The sequence below is a fragment of the Nocardioides speluncae genome (assembly GCF_003121585.1).
Classification (GTDB): Bacteria; Actinomycetota; Actinomycetes; order Propionibacteriales; family Nocardioidaceae; genus Nocardioides; species Nocardioides speluncae.
This window is the reverse complement of the sequence record NZ_QEOO01000025.1, coordinates 121,211-139,939: the sequence shown is the minus strand read 5'-3', so window position 1 is coordinate 139,939 and position 18,729 is coordinate 121,211. Positions and strand designations below refer to the sequence as shown.

Below are 18,729 nucleotides of genomic sequence, written 5' to 3'. Positions count from 1 at the left end.
CGAACTCAACGACAGGCCCCGCAAACGCCTCGACTACGCTCGCCCCTCAGAGGCCATCCAAGACCTCTTGTTGCGTTGACCGCCCGAACTCGCCCAAGGTACCTAGTGAATCTGTCCCTCCCCGCGCGAAGTATCCAGCGGGGAGGGACAGTTTCGTACGGGGAATGGCGGCGCGGACTGGGTCAGTCGCGGTCGGCGGGGTCGATCAGGGCGGTGGTCACCCAGTGCGACAGCATGAACGTGCAGAGGCCGATGAGTGGGATCAGGATGATCATCCACCACTCGAACAGCACGTTGACCAGGAACAGCAGCGCGATCACCGCCAGTAGGCCGACGGCGAGGAAGCTGGTGCTGCCCGGGTCGGGGATGTTCCAGCCGGCCAGCAGGAACCGCCCGGCGAGCACGCAGATCACCATGATTGCGACCAGCAGGAACAGGCCCGGGCCGCCGCACGACGAGGTGCCCTGCACCTGCTCGCAGCCGCGGAGCGCCAGGTAGGTCAGCAGTACGGCGAGCAGCCCGACCGCCACGCCGGTGACGGCCGCGGCGGGCAGCCCGGACAGTGCCGGGAGAGAGACCGTGCGCTCCGGCTTGGCCGCCGGAGCGGCGTCGTCCTGGGCTTCGGCGGCCTCGGCAGCTTCGGTCTCGGGTACGTCGGTGAGCACGGCGGTTGGCTCGGTGTCCGGCTCAGCAGTCGTCACGTCGGCGTCCTCTGCCACCTCAGCGGCAGGTGCCTCGGGCTTGCTCAGCACGACCGTCTCGTCAGTGCCGTCGGCGTCCGCGGTGTCCTCGGCCTCGGATGCCTCCTCGACCTCCTCGACCTCCTCGACCTTGACCGGGGCCGTGGCCTCGACGTCCGGCTCCTCGTCCGGGGAGGCGACGGGCATCTCGACAACGGGGGTGTCGGCGGCGGGCGGGATCTCGGCGAGCTCAGGGTCCTCGAGCACCGGCCCGGCTTCCTCGTCCGGCTCGGCGGTGTCGTCGTCCTGGTCGGCTACCGGCTCGTCCTCGTCGAAGATCGTGTCCGGATCAGCCTCGGCCGCAGTCTCGTCATCGGCAGGGGTCTCCGCCTCGGGCTGGTCCTCCTGCTTGCGCTTGCGCCGGAAACCGAAGCTGAGCTTGGGCAACTCGAGCGACGGACCGTCCTCGTTGCCGGGGTCCTTCTCCACCATGCGCGGCAGTCTGCCAGACGCCGGATTCGACGTACCGGCTTCGACGACGCGCGTCTCACCCACGATTCGCGGACGTGAAGGTCACGGTTGAGGCAGGTTCAGGACGCTTGACCAGCAGGGTCGAGCAGCGACCTGAGCGTTGCCAGCCGCTGGCCCAGCAGCGCCTGCCGGGCCGCCTCGTCCAGCGGCAGCAGGTCCGCCCACAGCGCCCGGCCGACGATCACGCCGCTGCAGCCGAGCTCGACCGCCTGCGCGAGCTGGTCGACGAACTCCTGCCAGGTCAGCGGCCCGGACCGGGCCACCCACGGGCCGCGGAAGCCGATCTCGGCGTACACGTCGAGCATCTCCTTGACGATGGTCAGCTTCCACATGAGCCGCTGTTCGGTGAGTACGGCGGAGCACGCGGCCAGGCAGTCCGGCCGGTCGCAGTACGGCTCGAGGACCAGCCGGCCACCCGCCGGGCGTGCCTCCAGCAGCAGCCGGGCGATGTCGGCGCAGCTCCAGCCCGGCACGTGTGAGTAGCCCACCTTGACCGGCGTCGTCGCCTGGGCGAGCTCGGCCCGCAGCTCGGCCCGCTGCGGCTCCGGCTCGTCCGGAAGCCCCCAGCAGACCCGGTCGTCGGCGTTGTGCGCCAGTGCCCGCGCCAGCAACGACGACGGTACGACGACTCCCCAGGGCGCATGGCCGGCGATGATCGCCTCGCAGAGCCAGACCCGGAGATCGCCGCCGCCGGGCCTGACCAGGGCGGATGGATCGGCGTGGTCGAGCGCCACCCAGAGCTTGGTCACTTCGGAACCGGGACCGACTGCCTCGGCGAGTGCGGGAAGTCGACCTCGGAGAAGAGCACCCATTCGGAGACCTCGATGAGGTAGAACCGCATGTCGACCGTTCCGGACTCCACGTCCGCGAGGGGGAACATCTGCTCGGCGTTGGGCCAGCGTGCGCCATAGACCGAGGACAGCTCGGTAAGCTCGGCGCCGCTCAGCTCGCGGACCTCTCCGAAGAAGCTGACCGCTTCCACCTTGTCGCCCAGCCCGTCCGGGATCTCACCCGTGACCGTCCCGCCGACCCGGGGGTCGGCTACCCATTCGCGCGAGTGGTTGCGGTTGCGGTTCGACGCGAAGATGATCGCGTCTCGGTCGGGCAGATACGCATACCAAACGCTGAATACTCTGGGTCCTGCCATGCTCATTGACGCGAGCTGCGCCAGTTTCTGACCGGACATGATGCGCCGCACTGAATCAGCAGCACCCATTCCTCAACCTTTCCCGTGGTGGTAGGAGAGTTAAGACACTCCTAATACTCACCACCGTCAACAATAATGCTCTGTCCATTGATACCGGAGGAGTCCGTTGACAAAAGGAAGCGGCATACGTTCGCGCATTCCTCGACCGTCACGAAGCCTCTCCGGGGAATACCAGCTGCCCGAGAGGCGACGTACTCGTCGATCGACGCGCCCACCTTCTCGGCATGCTCCTGAAAGATTCGCCTTACATTCTCGCTCCACATTGGTCCGGGTAGGACCGCGTTGGCACGCACCACGCCTGCCTCCTCCTGGGCGACTGCCTGGACCAGTCCCAGCAGCGCGTGCTTCGACGCTCCGTAGGCCGCCCGACGCGCGGGCGTCCTGATGCCGAAGACCGAGCTGACCAGGACCAGCGATCCGCCATTATCGGCCCGCAGCAGCGGCAAAGTGCGCTGAATCGCCTTCCAGGCCGCCCAGTGATTGACCCGGTAGACCTCGTCCCAGTCGTCGTCGGAGATCTCGGCGGTGGTCTCGGCGGTCGGATTCACGCCGGCCGTGAAGACGACACCGTCAAGGCTGTCGTACCGGTCGAGCGCCTCTTGCAGTTGGTCGATCCCTTCGTGGGTGCGGAGGTCAATCGTCCACGCCGCGCTCGCGTCGACCTCGTCGGTGAGGTCGGCGAGCGCGCGCTCGTTGGAGCCGCCGTGCAGCAGTAGCGGTACGTCGTGCGCGTGCAGTGCCCGGGCGACGCCTGCGCCCAGGTCGCCGGTGGCGCCGATGATCAGTACCGGATTACTGGCCGGCATTGGTCCGCTCCTCGATCTGGGCGATGGCAGCCTCGGCGAGGCTACGCAGGTCATTGTCCGACTCCATGGCCCACTGCAGCACGGGAATCGCCGAAGCGTTGTTCCCCATCTGCCCCAGGCGGTAGATCGTGATCGGGCGCGCCGCCGCGAGCCCGGGGTTCTCCAGCCTGGCCAGCAGCGACTCGGTGATCCCGACCCCGGAGCGCAGCAGCTGGCGCTCCAGCGCAAGGTCGACAGCGCGCTCCTGCTCGTGTAGAAGGTCGATGTAGGACTGGGCGGACTGCCGGCCGACGACCACCTCCTGGTAGAGCGTGGCCTTGCGCAGGAACAGCGACTGGAACTGGCTCGACGAGGTCCGCAGGCTCTCCCAGTACGCCGCCGGCGAGCCCTGCAGCAGCGGCAGGAACTCGTCGTGCTCCTCCAGGAAGTAGAGGCACACCAGCCGGTCCAGCCACGACAGCCGACCCCGCGCCGCCAGCTCCGCGAGCACGTCCAGGTCCGCCCGGGTGAGGCCGGCCCGGAGGAAGGTCAGGATGGGCGAGTCCATGGTGGTCTCGGCGAACCTGGCCTCGTCGAGCCCGAGTGGCCGACCGGCCGACAGCAGGCCGCGGGCGGCCTCGGCGACGAAGTACTCGTAATAGCCGGAGTTGAGGAACGAACACATTCCCTGGTCCTCGCGATGCAGACCGAAGACGTGTCCATTGGCGACGAAGTCGGTCGTCCACTCGTAACGCAGAAAGTCTCTCGACATCCGCAGATTGCGGTCGCTCTGGACACTCTCCTGAACGCGTTCGGCGACGCGTGCCAGGCTGACATCGAGCGGTCCGGCGCCGGCATGGCGTCGTTCGAGACCGCGGAAGATATCCCACGCCAGATCGACATAGGCCTGATATCGAACGCGACCGGGTATTCGTGACACCTCGCGGTCGTACTCCCGCCCGCACACGTACTTGAGATAGCCGCCGTACGCCTCGTAGACGTTGTGCGGGAAGATTCCGCCGCCGGCGTGGGTCTGGTACAGCTGGTCCAGGATCATCGGCGTCATCAGCAGCGCGCTCATCTGGTCGGCGTGCTCGATCGCCTCTGCGAGCTTGAGCAGTCGCTGGTCGCCCACCTCGTTCGCGAAGTCCCGCAGCTCGGTGGCGGTGACCGCGTTGATCCGGACCACGTGCGGGTTCTTCACGCCGAGGTCCGCGAGCCGGTTCGGGCTGCGCACCTGGTCGGTCAGCTCGTCGGTCTCGGTCTCCGGGTCCCGCCGGGTGAGTACGACGCAGCGCGCCCCGGCGTTCATCGCGCTCCGCAGCCAGCTCAGGTCCGGCCGGATCGAGCCCAGCTCCGAGCGGGTCGACAGCGAGTCGAAGTCCTCGATCACGATCGTCCCGGGTCCGGCGACCTCCTCGAGGTGCCCGCGCGGGTCGGTCTCGAGCATGCTGACCCGGGCCGGCCGCTGGCTCGGCTCCAGCGACATCGCCCAGACCGACAGCTCGGAGGTCTTGCCGGAGCCCATCGGCCCGCAGACGTAGAGCAGGTTGGAGTCCGTGGCCCGCCCCCAGGTCTCGACGACCTCGGCCATCGGCGTACCGGGCTCGTGCTGGACCGCGCTCCACAGCAGCGAGCTGGCGTGCGCGCGGGGCAGCGGTACGGTCTCGATCCGCGGGTGCCAGGGCCACGGCGCCGGGTCCGAGTCGTCGCGGACGGTCGCGGCCGCCGGCGTGCCCGCGGCGGGCGAGGCGTGGGCGTCGTCCCACAGCCCCAGCAGCTCCTCGGCGACGGTCTGCATCAGGACGTTGACCGGCTCCTTGCGGAACCGCTCGTAGGAGATGTCCTTGTACGACGCGGCGCGGCGCAGCCGGTCGCCCTTGTTCGTCGTACCGCCGCCTCGTTCGAGGCCGAGCGCGTAGCGCGCGGTGGGCCCGTCGGGGCTCTCGGCAAGCCGTTCGTCGACGGCATCTCGGAGCAGCTTCACCAGCGGTCCGGGCTCGTTGTCGCCGGGCGGACTGTGGCCGACGGCGCCCGCGATCGCGCGCAGCGCGGGGAGCTCCTGGCCGCGGAGCCGGCCCGCACCTAGCTTCAGCACGTCCTCGAGGTCGGCGAGGACGTCTTCGAAGCTGGGGCGGGCACCGAGAGTCACGCCCACATTCTGCCCAGTAACTGACCATTCCGGGGACGCCCCCCGACCAGGGTCTGGACACACCATGTGACTAACGACATATCAATAGGGCGCGGGGGCTCTGATGAACCGTCGGACGATCGACGCCGGGGATCGATCGTCCTGGGACCAACGGTAGGTATCAACATCGCACTCTTCGCGCACTTGTCGGCGGAAGGCCCGCCGGCCAGAAGCCGGCCGCCGCTCGCGGTGGCCGTACGAGAAGGGAGAGTTCGATGGCAGAAAAGGCCCGCGTCATCCCGTTTCCCGAGGGCAGCGCACCCGCGACCGGAACCCGCCGCTACAAGGTTCCCGCACCCACGTTCAGCAAGTCCGACGCCGTCAAGGGCGGTCTCTGTGACCGCGAGATCTACGACCGGACGCAGCCGTACCACGCGATGACCGTCCGCTACCACCTCGCCGCCGGCACGCCGCGCGCCGAGTGGGAGCCGACCGAGTCTGTCGGCTTCAGCCTGAGCCAGCCGTACGTCGATCACGCCGCGCAGGAGCTCAACGACCTGCTCAAGTGCGAGGTCGACGCGCTGCTGGAGGACCACGACGCGCTGCTGCGGGTCGCTGACTTCTACCTCGACCGGCTGGAGCGGCTGCCGGAGGACATCGCCGGCAGCGAGCCGGGCGTGACCTACTCCGGCTCGGAGGCGGTACGCCGGGCCCGCGAGCTCAGGGCCCGGATCGAGGGCGACCGGGCCGTCGGCCACCGGCACCACGACCGGGCGCCGCGTTGGCTCACCGCGCTCGCGCGGTGGACGCCGTGGCTGGCCGGAGCGGGCTTCGTCGGCTACCTGGCGGCGTACCTGCCGGTCGGGTTCTGGCTGGCGCTGGCGTCCTGGGGCTACCTGGCCGTGGTGCTGCCGTACATCGTGCTCGGCCAGACCTGGCTCGTCGACCGGGCCGCTCGCTCGCACGCCGACCTGCTCGCGGCCGAGGCCGACGGGCAGCCCGGACCGGCGGAGAAGGCGCGCAACCGCCGCTTCCGGTTCGGCACCATCGCCGGGCTCGGTGCCATCGGCGTCACCTCGGGCCTTGCGCTGCGGGCGGTCGAGGCGGCGGCCTCGGTCACCGTCGGCGGGGTGGCGCTGATGGTGCTGCTGGCGATGGTGGTCGGCGTGGTGCTGCCGGCGCTGCGCTACCTGGGCACCGTGTCCGACGGGTCGAAGGCCAGCCGTGAGCGGGACGCGCTCGTGGCCGGGCTGGAGGCCGACCACGCGGCGTACGAGGACCTGGTCGCCCAGGTCGAGCGCAACCTGCGTGGCGCGGAGGACATCGACCGCCGGCTGATCGGGAAGACCGTCCCTGAGACGATCGACCACGTTCAGCGGGTGGCCGACCAGGCGATCACGCCGTACGCGTTCCTGCGGCTGCAGATCGGTGGCCTCGGCGGTGAGCCGCCGCTGGAGTCGCCGGCGTCGGACAGCACCCGGATCGGCACCGGCATCCCCGGGGCGCCGACGGTCAGCCTCCAGCCGCTGCTGGACCGGGCCCGGCGTCGCGAGCAGCTTCGGGTGTACGGCGCCACGCTGGCCGCCCGGCTGCGCCAGCTGCCGGCCCACCCGTGGAGCACGACGGAGGCAAAGCGTGGCTGAAACCTCCGCCCCACAGGCCGCCCCCTGATCCGAGCGCTCGGTTCAGGGGGCGTTCCAGGTTCGTAGGTTCGACACTGGGCGACTTTATCCAAGGTTATGTCCATATCCTTGGATAAGATCGTCCCGTGATCAACGAACCCACGACTCCGAGCGCGGCGAGCGATTCACAGGAGAGCGATGAGCTGGCTGTCACCTATGAGGAGCACCGGTGGGCGGCCGCCGAAGCCGAGAGCGACTTCGCAATGTCGCGGCGCGCTCGCCTGAAGGCGCGCGGCCCGTATCTGGCGGCGGTCCTGCCTGAGATCGCCCATCGTGCCTTTCGCCTGCCTGCTGAGGTTGAGGCCGAGGCGGCCGACGCGCTGATGGAGATTGCCAGGTTCGACGCCGAGCTGTCGGCGACCGACCTGGGCCGAGATGGCGAGTTCGCTCCCTTGGCCGCGATCCTGCTGCGCACCGAGTCGGCGTCGTCCTCGCAGATCGAGAAGGTGACGGCGGGCGCGAAGGCGCTGGCGATGGCGACGATTCACGAGAACGCCGGACCGAACGCGCAGCTGGTGGCGGCCAATGTTGCGGCAATGCAGCGGGCCGTCGACATGGCCGACGATCTGAGCGAGGACACCATCCTGGCCGCCCACGGCGCGCTGATGGAGGGCCAGGAGTACGCACAACCCGGGCGCTTCCGCGATCGGCAGGTCTGGATCGGCGGCTCCGCGCCCACTCCACACACGGCGTCCTTCGTGCCGCCCCACGCCGACCGCATCAAGCCGGCGATGGCCGACCTCCTCGCCTTCCTCGACCGCACCGACATCCCGGTGCTGCCCCACGTCGCGATTGGGCACGCCCAGTTCGAGACCATCCACCCGTTCGCCGATGGCAACGGGCGCAGCGGACGCGCCCTGGTGCACGTGATGCTGAAGCGCGCGGGCGCGACCAGGCGGCTGACCGTACCGGTCTCAGCCGGGCTGCTAGTCGACACCGAGGCCTATTTCGATGCGCTCACGGCGTACAGGAGAGGAGAGGTGGCTCCCATTGTCGAGCGATTCACCGCAGCGGCATTTGCGGCAGTCAGCAACGGTCGGATGCTGAACCGGGATATCGCTGACCTGTACGCCGAGTGGGAGCACCTCATCGTCGCGCGGCGGGACGCCGCTGTGTGGAAGGTCCTGCCGCACCTGGTCTGCCAACCTGCGATCACTGTGAAGTTCGTCCAAGACGCCACTGGGGTGTCCAATCCCGCGGCGCAGAACGCTATCGACCAGCTTGTTGCCGCTCAGATCGTCACGCCCGCCACGGCGAGTCGGCGCAACCGCGTCTGGCTGGCAGACGGCGTCATCTCCGCCCTGGACGAGTTCGCGTCACGAGCGGGACGACGTGGCTGAACCCAGGCACGCCTAGGCTCGCACCAGCTGCGTGTACGTCGCGAGGTAGAGCGGCCAGCCCTGCTCGCCACCGATGCTGGCAGGGATGCCCTCCCAGCCGTCGCCGTGCCGGTCGAGGTTGCGGTGCTCCAGCTCGACGCGGGTGCGCTCGGGCGTCTCGGCGGTGAAGGTCACCTCGACCTCGCTGGTCCTGTCGTGGTCGGTCTCGACCTCCCACTGCGCGCTGATGTCCCAGCTGAACAGCACCCGGTGCGGCGGTTCGTACGCAAGGATCCGCGCCCATCGGCACTCGCTGCCGTCGACGCCGACGTCGTAGATGTTGCCGCCGACGTGCGTCTCGAAGACGGTCTCCGCGATCTCGGCCTCGAGCAGTGTGTGCTCGCGTGGCTTGAACCTGCCGAAGCCCTCGGTGAAGACCGTGAACGCGCGCTCGATCGACGCCTCGACGACGACCTCGTGCTGGGTACTGGTGCTGCGTGCTGTCGGGGTGCTCATTTGCTCTCCTTCGGATCGTGTTCGACGGCTGCCTTGAATCCGGCCAGGGCCTGGTCCCAGAAGTGGTCGAGGTAGCCGCGGAGCTCGGCCAGGCCGTCCGGGTCGAGCTGGTAGACGCGCCGGGTGCCGACGCTGCGGTCGGTGACCAGCCGCGCCTGCTTCAGCACCTTCAGGTGCTGCGAGACCGCGGGCCGGCTGACCGGCAGCTCGGCGGCCAGCTCCCCGACCGCCCGGGGCCGCTCGGCCAGGCGCTCGAAGATCGCCCGCCGGGTCGGGTCGCCGAGGGCGGTCAGCCCGGCAACTCGGTAAGTGTTCACGAACGGTAAGTATTCGCTTACCAAGTTTCGAATGTCAAGGGTCGCGCCATGCCTGAGGTCGCACCGGCTCGGACGGATCTGGTCGTGGGGGCGCGGTCCGTGGGTCACGATGGAGCCGTGGCCATCACCCACCCGCCTCGTGCCGAGCTGGTCGGACGGGACCCGGAGCTGGCGGCGCTGGCCCTGGCGGTCGACGACGCCGGGATGGGGCGCGGCCGCGTCGTGCTGCTTACGGGTGAGGCGGGGATCGGCAAGACCTGCCTGGCCGAGGCCGCCGACGCGCTCGCCCGCGCGGGCGGCTTCGACGTCGTGTGGGGCAGGTGCTCGGCCGACGACGCGCCGGCGTACTGGCTCTGGTCCCAGGTGCTGGCGGCGATCGGCCGCAGCGACCTGATCGAGCCGGGCCGCTTCCCCAGCCGGGCCGAGATGTTCGCCGCGGTTGCCGAGGCGGTGCTGGCCCGCTCACGGGGGCGGCCGCTGCTGGTGGTCGCGGAGGACCTGCACTGGGCGGACTCGGGATCGCTGCGGCTGGCCGAGTTCCTCGCGGCGGTCGTCGCCGGCGAGCGGCTGCTCCTGCTGGCGACCAGCCGCGAGGGGTTCGCGGACCGGCTGCCCAACGCCGGCGTACGCCGGATCGCGCTGGCCGGCCTGGACCTGGAGCAGACCGGCGAGCTGGTACGCCGGTACGTCGAGGCCGAGCCGGCGGAGGAGTACCTCGCCGAGGTCTTCCGGCGGACCGGCGGCAACCCGTTCTTCGTCTCCGAGGTCGCGCACCTCCAGGCGAGTCGGCGGTGCCCGGCGGGAGCGGTGCCCGCCGGCGTGCGTCAGGTGCTCGAACACCGGCTGGCACGGCTGCCGCAGGGATCGGTTGAGCTGCTGCAGATGGCCAGCGTGCTGGGCGCGCCCCGACGCGACGCGCTGGCCGCGATGGCCGGACTCCCGGTCGCCGAGGTCGACGAGCTTCTCGCCGGGCCCGTCGCGGCCGGGCTGGTGGCCGCCGAGGGGTTCGCCCACGAGCTGGTGCGCGAGGCGTTGTACGACGGCATCGCGCCCGGCGTCCGTGCCGAGCTGCACCGCCGGGTGGCCGAGACGCTGCAGGCGGCCGGGCCGGCCGAGCTGGCCCGGCACTGGTCACTCGCGGCGGGTAGGGACGCCCTGCGGCACACCGCCGAACTGGCGGTGGTCGCGGGTGACCTGGCGGTGGCCGGGCAGGCGCACGAGCAGGCGGCGGGCCACTACCGGCTCGCTCTGGAGTCGGGCGACCGGTCCCTCGCCGTACGCCGCCGGCTGGGCGAGGCGCTGGTGCAGGCGGGGCAGATCGAGGACGGCCGGCGCGCCTTGCACGAGGTGGCGGTCGAGGCACGAGCGGGCGAGGACGCCGACACCTTGGCGCGCGCGGTGCTGGCCTTCGGCGGCGGGGTCGGCGGCTTCGAGGTGGACACCTTCGACGCCGAGCAGCGGACCTTCCTCCAGGAGGCGCTGCGGCTGCTGCCCGAGGCGGACTCGGACCTGCGTGCCGCCGTACTCGCGCGGCTCTCGATCGCCTCGGCGGCGACCTTGCCGGCCGAGGAGCGAGCCGACCTCGCCAGGCAGGCGGCGTCGATGGCGGCGGCCGTGGCCGACCCGGGTGCCGAGGTCGCGGCGCTCGCGGCGCTGTGCGACGCCCGCTCCGGGCCCGACCACGTCGACGAGCGGATCGCGGCCGCGAGCCGGATGATCCAGCTCGCCGCGGGCAACGCCGTGCTGGAACTGCTCGGTCGGCGGCTCCGGCTGCGGGCCCGGCTGGAGCGGGGCGACTTCGCCGGCGTGGAGGCCGACCTGGCTGGCTATGCCCGGGTCGCGGAGCGGCTGCGATCGCCGACGTACACCTGGCTGGTCCCGATGTGGCGCGGAATGCTGGCATTGCGGGCCGGAGACTTCGCGCTGGCGTCGTCGCTGGCCGATGAGCTGGACAGCCTGGCCGTCCAGGCGCAGAGCGCCAACGCGGAGATGATGGGGTGGGGGCTGCGCTTCCACATCGCTCGGGCCCGGCGCGACATCGCGGCCATCCGCGAGATGACCGGCTTGATCATCGACGGCCTGGAGGACTACCCGGCCTGGCGCTGCATGCTGGCACTGGTCTACGCGGAGCTCGGTGAGGCGGAGCGGGGCCGTCAGCTGGTCCGCCGGATACTGGCGTCCGGACTGGATGCCGTACCCAAGGACTCGGAGTGGGTTGAGCTGATCTGGGTGCTCGGCGAGGCGGCGCTGTTGCTCGACGAGGGCGACGCCGTGCACGCCGTACACACTGCGATGGAGCCGTACGCCGACCTGTGGGCGGTCGATGGCTTCGGGAACGCCTGCTTCGGGCAGGTGCGTGAGCTGCTCGACCGCCTGGCCGCGTACGACGGCGGACCGGCCGCGCCGGACCCGGCCCGGGCCGCGTTCGTCCGGTCCGGAGCCGTCTGGAGCCTGGCGTTCCGCGGCCGGACGGCGTCGGTCGTCGACTCCAAGGGCATGCACGACCTGGCCACCCTGCTCGCGCGCCCGGGTGTGGAGGTGCACGCGCTCGACCTGGTCGAGGCGGCCGGTGGACCGGCACGCGACGAGGCGGGCGCGGACACCGGGCCGCAGCTCGACGCGGCCGCGCGGGCGGCGTACCAGCGCCGGCTGCGGGAGCTCGAGGACGAGATCGAGGAGGCCGCGCGCGACCACGACCGTGGGCGGCTGGAACGGCTGGACGACGAGAAGAGCTTCCTGGTCGCCGAGCTGTCGGCCGCGCTCGGACTGGGCGGCCGGGTCCGGGTCACCGGCGACCGCGCCGAGCGGGCACGGAAGGCGGTGACGATGCGCATCGCGACCGCCTCTCGGGCGATCGGCCGGGTTCATCCCGAGCTCGCCCGGCACCTCGCGGTGAGCGTCACCACCGGCCGGTACTGCTGCTACCGACCCGATCAGGACGTCGACTGGCAGCTGTCGTGACCCGGTCGTGACAGGCCGTGACGATGCCACACGCGGTGTGGCGCCTCCCAGATGAGCGGGACGGTCCCGCACGAAGGAGGCACCATCATGACCACAGTTGCCGAGACCGAGACCACGCCCGAGGCGATCGAGGAGCTGGTCGGCAGGATCTTCATGGAGGGCGTGGGCGCGTTCCATCTGGCCACCGTCTATCTCGGGATCAAGCACGGCCTGTTCGCCCTCCTCGACGGCCGGCGGCTCACCACCGCCGAGCTCGCCACCGAGGCCGGCCTCGACGAGTGGTACGTCGGCGAGTGGCTGCAGGCGGAGGTGACGGCCGGGCTGGTGCTGGCCGACGACGAGGACGACCTGCGCCGGGGCCGCTTCACCGTGGCCCCGGGCGTCCGGGAGGCCCTGGTCGACGAGACCGGGCCGGCGTACATCGGGGGGCTGCCGCTGGCCCAGGCCGCCGCCCTGTCGGTGATGCCGCAGCTGTTGACGGCGTTCCGCACCGGCGCCGGCGTGCCCTACTCGGCGTACGGCGAGGACGCGGTGGCCGCGCAGGCCGCCCTGAACCGGCCCGCGTTCGCGCACCAGCTGGTGCCCGAGTGGATCCCGCAGATCCCCGACGTCGCCGCGCTGCTGGCCGACCCGACGCGGCAGGCCCGGGTTGCCGACGTCGGCTGCGGCCTGGGCTGGGCCGCGATCGAGCTCGCGAAGGCATACCCGCACCTGCGGGTCGACGGCTACGACTCCGACGAGGCGTCGATCACCGCTGCCCGCCGCAACGCGGCCGAGGCCGGGGTGGCCGACCGGGTCACGTTCGACGTGGCGGACGCGTCGGGCGGGTACGGCGCCGGCCGCTACGACCTGGTGCTCTTCTTCGAGTGCGTCCACGACATGGCGCACCCTGTCGAGGCGATGGCGCAGGCCCGCGACGCCGTCGCGCCGGGCGGGCACGTGATCGTCATGGACGAGCGCGTCGCCGAGACGCTCACCATCGGCGAGCCGACCGAGATTTTCTTCGCCACCGCCAGCGTGCTGTGGTGCCTGCCGCAGGGCCGGGTCGAGCCCGACTCGGAGGCGATCGGCACCGTGATGCGGCCTGACCGCTTCCGCGGCGTCGTCCGGGACGCGGGCTGGTCCGACATCGAGATCCTCGGCATCGAGCACCCGTTCTGGCGGTTCTACCGGCTGGTCGGCTGACGGGGAAATGACCAGAGGCGGTCCGGCATGCTGCCGGACCGCCTCTGATCTGCGGGATTTGCGAGTCGGGCTGACAGGATTTGAACCTGCGGCCTCTTCGTCCCGAACGAAGCGCGCTACCAAACTGCGCCACAGCCCGATCGCGGCACCGGGCGAGTACGCCGGGCCGCGAGCACGGGTGAGCATACCGGAGCCGCGGCCACGCTCCTAAACGAGTATCGACGGGGGTGTCAGCCGCGTCGCGGGGTCAGCTCGAGGAGGGTGGCTTCGGGGCGGCAAGCGACCCGCACGCGGGTGTAGGTGTTGGTGCCGATGCCGGCCGAGACGTGCAGCCAGGCCGACCCGGGATCGCCGTCGCGGGAGTCGGCCGGGTGCCGGTGCAGGCCCTTGGCGCGGGCCCGGTCGAGGTCGCAGTTGGTGGTGAGTGCGCCGTATCCGGGCAGGCAGACCTGACCGCCGTGGGTGTGGCCGGCGATGATCGCGTCGTACCCGTCGGCGGCGAACCGGTCCAGCACCCGCAGGTACGGCGCGTGGGTCACGCCGAGCCGGACGTCGGCGCCGCTGTCGGCCGGGCCGGCGACCAGCTTGAGGTTGTCGTAGTTGAGGTGCGGGTCGTCGACGCCGGCGAACGCGATCCAGGTGCCGCCGACCTTCAGCTCGTTGCGCTGGTTGGTGAGCTCCAGCCAGCCGGCGTCGTGCATGCCCTGCTGCAGGTCCTGCCACGGCAGCGGGACGCTGGTCCTTCGCGTGCCGTCGTCGGGCAGCAGATAGCGCAGCGGGTTCCGCAGCGTCGGTGCCCAGTAGTCGTTGGAGCCGAAGACGAAGACGCCAGGGAAGGCGAGCAGCTCCGAGAGCGAGTCGAGTACGGCGGGCACGGCCTGCTTGTGGGACAGGTTGTCGCCAGTGTTGATGACCAGGTCGGGCTCGAGGTCGGCGAGGCGGCGTACCCACTCCTGCTTGCGCGTCTGCCCGGGGGTCATGTGGATGTCGGACAGGTGCAGCACCTTCAGCGGTGACTGACCGGCGGGCAGGATCGGGAGGGTGGCGTGCCGCAGCGTGAACGCCTGCGCCTCCCACGCGCCGTACGCGAGCGCGGACAGTCCGGCGACGGCGCCGAGGCCGATGGTTCGACCGAGAATGCTCGTATGTCGCACGCGCCGAGCCTAACGGCGGCTACTGCCACAATGGCGCCATGAGCGCTCTCAAGGACCGACTTCGTGCCGACCTGACCACCGCTATCAAGGGTCGCGACGACGTCCGGTCGTCCACGCTGCGGATGATCCTGACGGCGATCACGAACGCCGAGGTAGCCGGCAAGGAGCAGCGAGAGCTCAGCGACGACGACATCATCGGCGTGCTGTCCACTGAGGCGAAGAAGCGCCGTGAGGCGGCCACCGCGTTCGAGGAGGGCGGCCGCGCGGAGATGGCGGAGAAGGAGAAGGCCGAGGCCGTCGTCATCGCCGACTACCTGCCTGCCCAGCTCGCCGAGGACGAGATCCGCGACATCGTCACCGCCGCCGTCGAGCAGACCGGCGCCGCCGGCGAGGGGATGCGCGCGATGGGCAAGGTGATGGGCGTGGTTCAGCCGCAGGTCAAGGGCAAGGCAGACGGTGGTGCCGTCGCCGCGGAGGTACGCCGCCAGCTCGGCGCCTGAGCCCGGATCCACCGATGGCCGCCTACCGAGCGCCCCCACGCGGGCGCGCTGGCTGCGTTGGCGTCGCTCGACGGGCCGCCGGCCCGCCTTCGCTCCGCCGCCTTGCCATCACACCCGCCTGGTGACGCTCGCTACGGCGCCCATCGGTGGATCCGGGCTGAGCCTCCGCGGCTCGGCTACCTGCGGTTCAGCCCGCGACGGCCGCGGCCTCGGCGGGCCGGGCCCGGTCGCCGGCGAAACGGTCGGCGATCAACCGGTCGAGCGAGAACCGGCCGGAGCCGGTGCTCGCCAGGACGAGCGCGAGGAAGGCGATCACGCCGACCAGCTCCCAGCCGCCCGCCGAGGACATCACCTCGGTGCCGCGGTGCGCGAACCAGAACGCACCTGCCATCTGGGCGACGACGAGTAGGCCGGCGACCGGCGTCAGCAGGCCGAGGGCCAGCAGCGCACCGCCGCCGACCTCGGCGACGATCGCGAACGCCGCGGCGGCGTCGGGCAGCGGGATGCCCATCGCGTCGAAGCCGTCGGCCGTCGCGCCGAGCCCGGCGTCGACCTTGTCCAGGCCGTGGCTGATCAGCACCACGCCGAGGCCGACGCGGGCGATGAGGAGCGCGACGTCGCGCAGGGGAGCAGGGGTGTTGGTTCCGAACAGGGCGTTCATGGCGGGCCTCCGAGTGAGCGAGTCAATGGACGTCGAAGTGGTTGAACCTTCATCCAGAACGCTTCCATCCGAACCTGTGGGATCCCTGAGCGAGCCCTGATTCTGGACAGCATGATCGACGCCTCGAGCTGCGGCATCGAGACGATCACCCTGGCTGCGCTCGGCGCTGTCAGGTAGCTTCGAATCCAGGGCGACGGGGTCGGATGGCAGACGGCGGCGTACCGGTGGCCGTCGTCCTGATGCTCGGCCTCGTCGCCGGGGTCGCTCTGACCACGACCGGAACGCTTGCCCACGGGCGATGGGAGCTCGGGATCGGCTACGCCGGTCGCCGCCGACACCGAGGGCTGCGGTTCGGGCAGCTGCTACCGCAGCCGGACGTACGACGTCGCACCTGACGTCTCTGCGGACGACGTCGCCCAGCTGGTCCGCAGCTCTGACTGCCGGCCCAACGGCTGGGTCATCGACCGTCGCGAGCGGTGCACGGACTATCGGCTCTCCGGCGACAAGCTGGTCGTCACCGTGTCGCTGGCCGACCGCATCTCGTGACCACCAGTGAGCTGACGCGCCCTCAGTCAGTCGAGGGTGATCCGCCGGCCGTCGGGGAGGGTGCCGACGATCGGGGCCCGATCGTTGCCACCCCGGTCACCGCCGCCGTCGTTGTCGCCACCGTCGTTGTTGTCGCGGTTGCACTTCCACTTCGGCCGCTTGTTGCACGGCGGCTTCGGCGGGGTGCCGTTGGAGGGGTAGATCACGACTGTCGTGCCCGCACTGATCTCGGAGTAGCCGCTCGGGTCTTGAGATGAGATCAGACCCTTGTCGAGCTTGGAGTTGACACTCGGTCCAACCGACACGTTGAAGCCGGCGGCCTTGAGCGCCGCGGTGGCGCTGTCGATGGACATACCGACGACATCCGGGATCTGCGTGAGGACACCCTGGATCTGGGTGGCATCAGGCGTGACGAAGTTGTCGTCGGGAAGCCACTGCTCGATGACCTTCATCGCGTCGCCCCACTGCGGGCCGGCGACGGTGGACCCATACGCCGACGAGATGTAGGAGCCGCCGATGCTCTGACCGTTGAGGGTGATCGGCTGACCGTCGAAGTTCGCGCCCGCGATCATCGAGGCAGTGGCGAGGTGCGGGGTGTAGCCCGCGAACCACACCGCCTTGTTGTCGTTGGTGGTGCCGGTCTTGCCGGCGGACGGCTGGACCAAGCTGATCCCGGCGCCGTACCCGAAGCCGCCCGGCTCCTGGACACCGCGGAGGATGTCGTTGACGGCGTCCGCAACCGCGGCCGGGATCACTCGGGTGCAGGCCTTGCGGTACTTCTTCAGCGCGTGGCCGGCGGTGTCCTCGATCGAGGTGACCGGACGGGCGCTGCAGTGCACGCCGCGACCGGCGAACGTCGAGTAGGCCTCGGCCATCTCGAGTGGGCTGACGTCGGCAACACCGAGCGTGAACGACGGCACCATTTCGTGGGTAGGGTCGGTGAGCTCGATCCCCATCCGCTTCGCGAGGGTGTATGGCTCGCACAGGCCGGTGCGCTGCTCGAGCTGGGCGAAGAAGGTGTTCACCGACTTTTGGGTTCCGGTGTAGAGGTTGAAGGTGCCCGAGTCAGTGGAGTTGTTGGGGTCCCAGACCGCGCTGCTTGCGTAGTTCTCGCCGTTGCAGACCTTGTACTCGTTCTCCTGCATGAAGACTTCGGGCGGCGAGGCGATCTGCGTGTTGAGCGGGATCCCCTGGTTGATGGCGGCCGCGAGGACGAAGGACTTGAAGGTCGATCCAGGCTGGAAGCCGTTGGAGTCGCCGTACTTCGAGTTGACCACGTAGTTGAGGTAGGACTCGCCTTCGGCCTTCTTCCGGCCCATCGGGCGGGACTGAGAGATCGCCTTCACGTTGCCGGTGCGAGGCTCGACCATGGCCAGGGCGCCGATCGCCTGGTCTGTCGGGTACACGTGGTCGCGGACCGAGTCGTCGGCGGCCTTCTGGAAGCGCAGGTCGACGGTGGTGCGGATGACCAGGCCACCGGTCTTCAGCAGCTTGCGCCGCTCCTCGATCGTCTTGCCGAGCGAGCGGTCGGCCTCGAGGTACTGCACCACGTAGTCGCAGAAGAACGGCGCCCGCGACTCGACGCAGCCGTTCTTGGCCCGGGTCAGCTTCAGGCCGAGACCGATGGCCTTGGTCTCCTCGGCCTGAGCCTCGGTGATGACGTTCAGCTCGGCCAACCGGTCCAGCACCAGGTTGCGGCGGGCGGTGGTCTTGCTCTCGTAGTTGGTCGGGTCGTAGCCGGTCGGGTTCTTCACCATCCCGGCGAGCATCGCGGACTCGCGCAGGTTGAGCTTCGAGGCGTTCTTCGAGAAGTAGTGGCGCGCGGCGGCCTGGATGCCGTAGGCGCCGTCACCGAAGTAGGCGATGTTGAGGTAGCGCTCCAGGATCCAGTCCTTGGAGTACTTCTCCTCGAACGCGATAGCGTAGCGCAGCTCGCGGATCTTTCGGGACATGGTGCGCTCGGTCGCTGCCTTCTTCTCCTCCTTGGTCTCGGCCTGGGTGAGGAGGGTCTGCTTGACCATCTGCTGGGTGATCGACGAGCCACCCTGGACCGAGCCGCTGTCATCTGCCTGGTTGGTGATGAAGGCGCGGAGCGTGCCCTTCAGGTCGAGCGCGCCGTGTTGGTAGAAGCGGTAGTCCTCGATCGCGACGATCGCCTTGACCATCGTCTTGGAGACGTCCTTCAGCGAGACGTTGACCCGGTTCTCGTCGTACAGCGTGGCCAGCACGTTGCCCTGGCCGTCGAGGATCTTGGTCTTCTGCGGCAGCGGCTTGGCCTCGAGCTCCGCGGGGAGCGAGTCCATGCTGTCGGCGACGTTGCGCGCACCGAGGCCGAGCACGCCGGCGAACGGGATCGCCAGACCGGCCACGACGACGCCCAGAACGGCCGCGACGGCGAGCATCACGCCGATGTGGGAGGCGATGCGGGAGGCAGACAACCGCTCGGACTCAGGCAAAGACATGCGCCCAGGGTAACCGGCGAGCCACGCCGCACCCAGTCCTCGCGTGGGAGCTGCGGAAAGCGCTCACCGGACGACCACGGAACGGGGCCTGC

At 70.2% G+C, this 18,729-nt stretch carries 16 protein-coding genes and 1 tRNA gene; 6 read left to right on the top strand and 11 right to left on the bottom strand.

Annotation, left to right across the window (positions count from 1 at the left end; genetic code table 11):
- Window positions 1-182: 182 nt before the first annotated feature.
- The 5 genes from DDV73_RS14470 to DDV73_RS14450 form a co-directional block, all read right to left on the bottom strand.
- On the bottom strand, window positions 183-1,172 hold the full coding sequence (locus DDV73_RS14470; protein ID WP_109507952.1) for an MFS transporter: 990 nt from the start codon (window positions 1,170-1,172) through the stop codon (window positions 183-185).
- Between the two features lie 98 nt (window positions 1,173-1,270).
- Entirely contained in the window at window positions 1,271-1,960 is a 690-nt protein-coding gene (locus DDV73_RS14465) for a hypothetical protein (protein WP_109507951.1), read from the bottom strand.
- Window positions 1,957-2,358 (bottom strand): PNPOx family protein, encoded by a 402-nt coding sequence (locus DDV73_RS14460; protein ID WP_240617287.1) that lies wholly within the window; start codon window positions 2,356-2,358, stop codon window positions 1,957-1,959. Before DDV73_RS14460 ends, DDV73_RS14465 begins: the two co-directional genes overlap by 4 nt.
- A 110-nt stretch (window positions 2,359-2,468) precedes the next feature.
- Entirely contained in the window at window positions 2,469-3,224 is a 756-nt protein-coding gene (locus tag DDV73_RS14455; protein WP_161962402.1) for an SDR family NAD(P)-dependent oxidoreductase, read from the bottom strand.
- Entirely contained in the window at window positions 3,211-5,355 is a 2,145-nt protein-coding gene (locus tag DDV73_RS14450) for a hypothetical protein (RefSeq protein ID WP_109507948.1), read from the bottom strand. Before DDV73_RS14450 ends, DDV73_RS14455 begins: the two co-directional genes overlap by 14 nt.
- 254 nt (window positions 5,356-5,609) lie before the next feature.
- Here DDV73_RS14450 and DDV73_RS14445 point away from each other — a divergent pair, with 254 nt between their 5' ends.
- Entirely contained in the window at window positions 5,610-6,977 is a 1,368-nt protein-coding gene (locus tag DDV73_RS14445) for a hypothetical protein (protein WP_109507947.1), read from the top strand.
- Window positions 6,978-7,102: 125 nt separating this feature from the next.
- Window positions 7,103-8,356, top strand: coding sequence for a Fic family protein (locus tag DDV73_RS14440; protein ID WP_206050879.1), 1,254 nt, complete (start codon window positions 7,103-7,105; stop codon window positions 8,354-8,356).
- Between the two features lie 12 nt (window positions 8,357-8,368).
- Here the strand turns inward: DDV73_RS14440 and DDV73_RS14435 are convergent, their stop codons facing one another.
- Window positions 8,369-8,851: an SRPBCC family protein gene (locus DDV73_RS14435; protein ID WP_109507946.1), complete on the bottom strand. Its 483-nt coding sequence runs from the start codon at window positions 8,849-8,851 to the stop codon at window positions 8,369-8,371.
- Window positions 8,848-9,168, bottom strand: a complete 321-nt coding sequence (locus tag DDV73_RS14430) for an ArsR/SmtB family transcription factor (protein ID WP_206050878.1) — start codon at window positions 9,166-9,168, stop codon at window positions 8,848-8,850. The genes DDV73_RS14435 and DDV73_RS14430 overlap by 4 nt, the downstream gene beginning before the upstream one ends.
- 117 nt (window positions 9,169-9,285) lie before the next feature.
- On the opposite strand from DDV73_RS14430, the gene DDV73_RS14425 reads away from it, so the two are divergent.
- Window positions 9,286-12,129: an ATP-binding protein gene (locus DDV73_RS14425; protein WP_161962401.1), complete on the top strand. Its 2,844-nt coding sequence runs from the start codon at window positions 9,286-9,288 to the stop codon at window positions 12,127-12,129.
- A gap of 87 nt (window positions 12,130-12,216) precedes the next feature.
- A complete protein-coding gene (locus tag DDV73_RS14420; RefSeq protein WP_161962400.1) occupies window positions 12,217-13,314 on the top strand; it encodes a class I SAM-dependent methyltransferase in 1,098 nt (365 codons plus the stop codon).
- 65 nt (window positions 13,315-13,379) lie between these two features.
- Here the strand turns inward: DDV73_RS14420 and DDV73_RS14415 are convergent.
- Together DDV73_RS14415 and DDV73_RS14410 are read right to left on the bottom strand one after the other, a co-directional pair.
- Window positions 13,380-13,453 (bottom strand) — tRNA-Pro (locus DDV73_RS14415).
- Window positions 13,454-13,544: 91 nt separating this feature from the next.
- Window positions 13,545-14,468 (bottom strand): metallophosphoesterase, encoded by a 924-nt coding sequence (locus tag DDV73_RS14410; protein ID WP_109507942.1) that lies wholly within the window; start codon window positions 14,466-14,468, stop codon window positions 13,545-13,547.
- 38 nt (window positions 14,469-14,506) lie between these two features.
- On the opposite strand from DDV73_RS14410, the gene DDV73_RS14405 reads away from it, so the two are divergent.
- Complete coding sequence (locus DDV73_RS14405) at window positions 14,507-14,968, top strand: GatB/YqeY domain-containing protein (protein ID WP_109507941.1); 462 nt, start codon at window positions 14,507-14,509, stop codon at window positions 14,966-14,968.
- A 187-nt stretch (window positions 14,969-15,155) separates the two neighbouring features.
- Here DDV73_RS14405 and DDV73_RS14400 read toward each other — a convergent pair whose 3' ends face one another.
- Window positions 15,156-15,629: a DoxX family protein gene (locus DDV73_RS14400; RefSeq protein WP_109507940.1), complete on the bottom strand. Its 474-nt coding sequence runs from the start codon at window positions 15,627-15,629 to the stop codon at window positions 15,156-15,158.
- A gap of 285 nt (window positions 15,630-15,914) precedes the next feature.
- On the opposite strand from DDV73_RS14400, the gene DDV73_RS14395 reads away from it, so the two are divergent.
- Window positions 15,915-16,175, top strand: a complete 261-nt coding sequence (locus DDV73_RS14395; RefSeq protein ID WP_109507939.1) for a hypothetical protein — start codon at window positions 15,915-15,917, stop codon at window positions 16,173-16,175.
- A 26-nt stretch (window positions 16,176-16,201) separates the two neighbouring features.
- Here the strand turns inward: DDV73_RS14395 and DDV73_RS14390 are convergent, their stop codons facing one another.
- On the bottom strand, window positions 16,202-18,637 hold the full coding sequence (locus tag DDV73_RS14390; RefSeq protein WP_109507938.1) for a penicillin-binding protein: 2,436 nt from the start codon (window positions 18,635-18,637) through the stop codon (window positions 16,202-16,204).
- Window positions 18,638-18,729 lie beyond the last annotated feature (92 nt).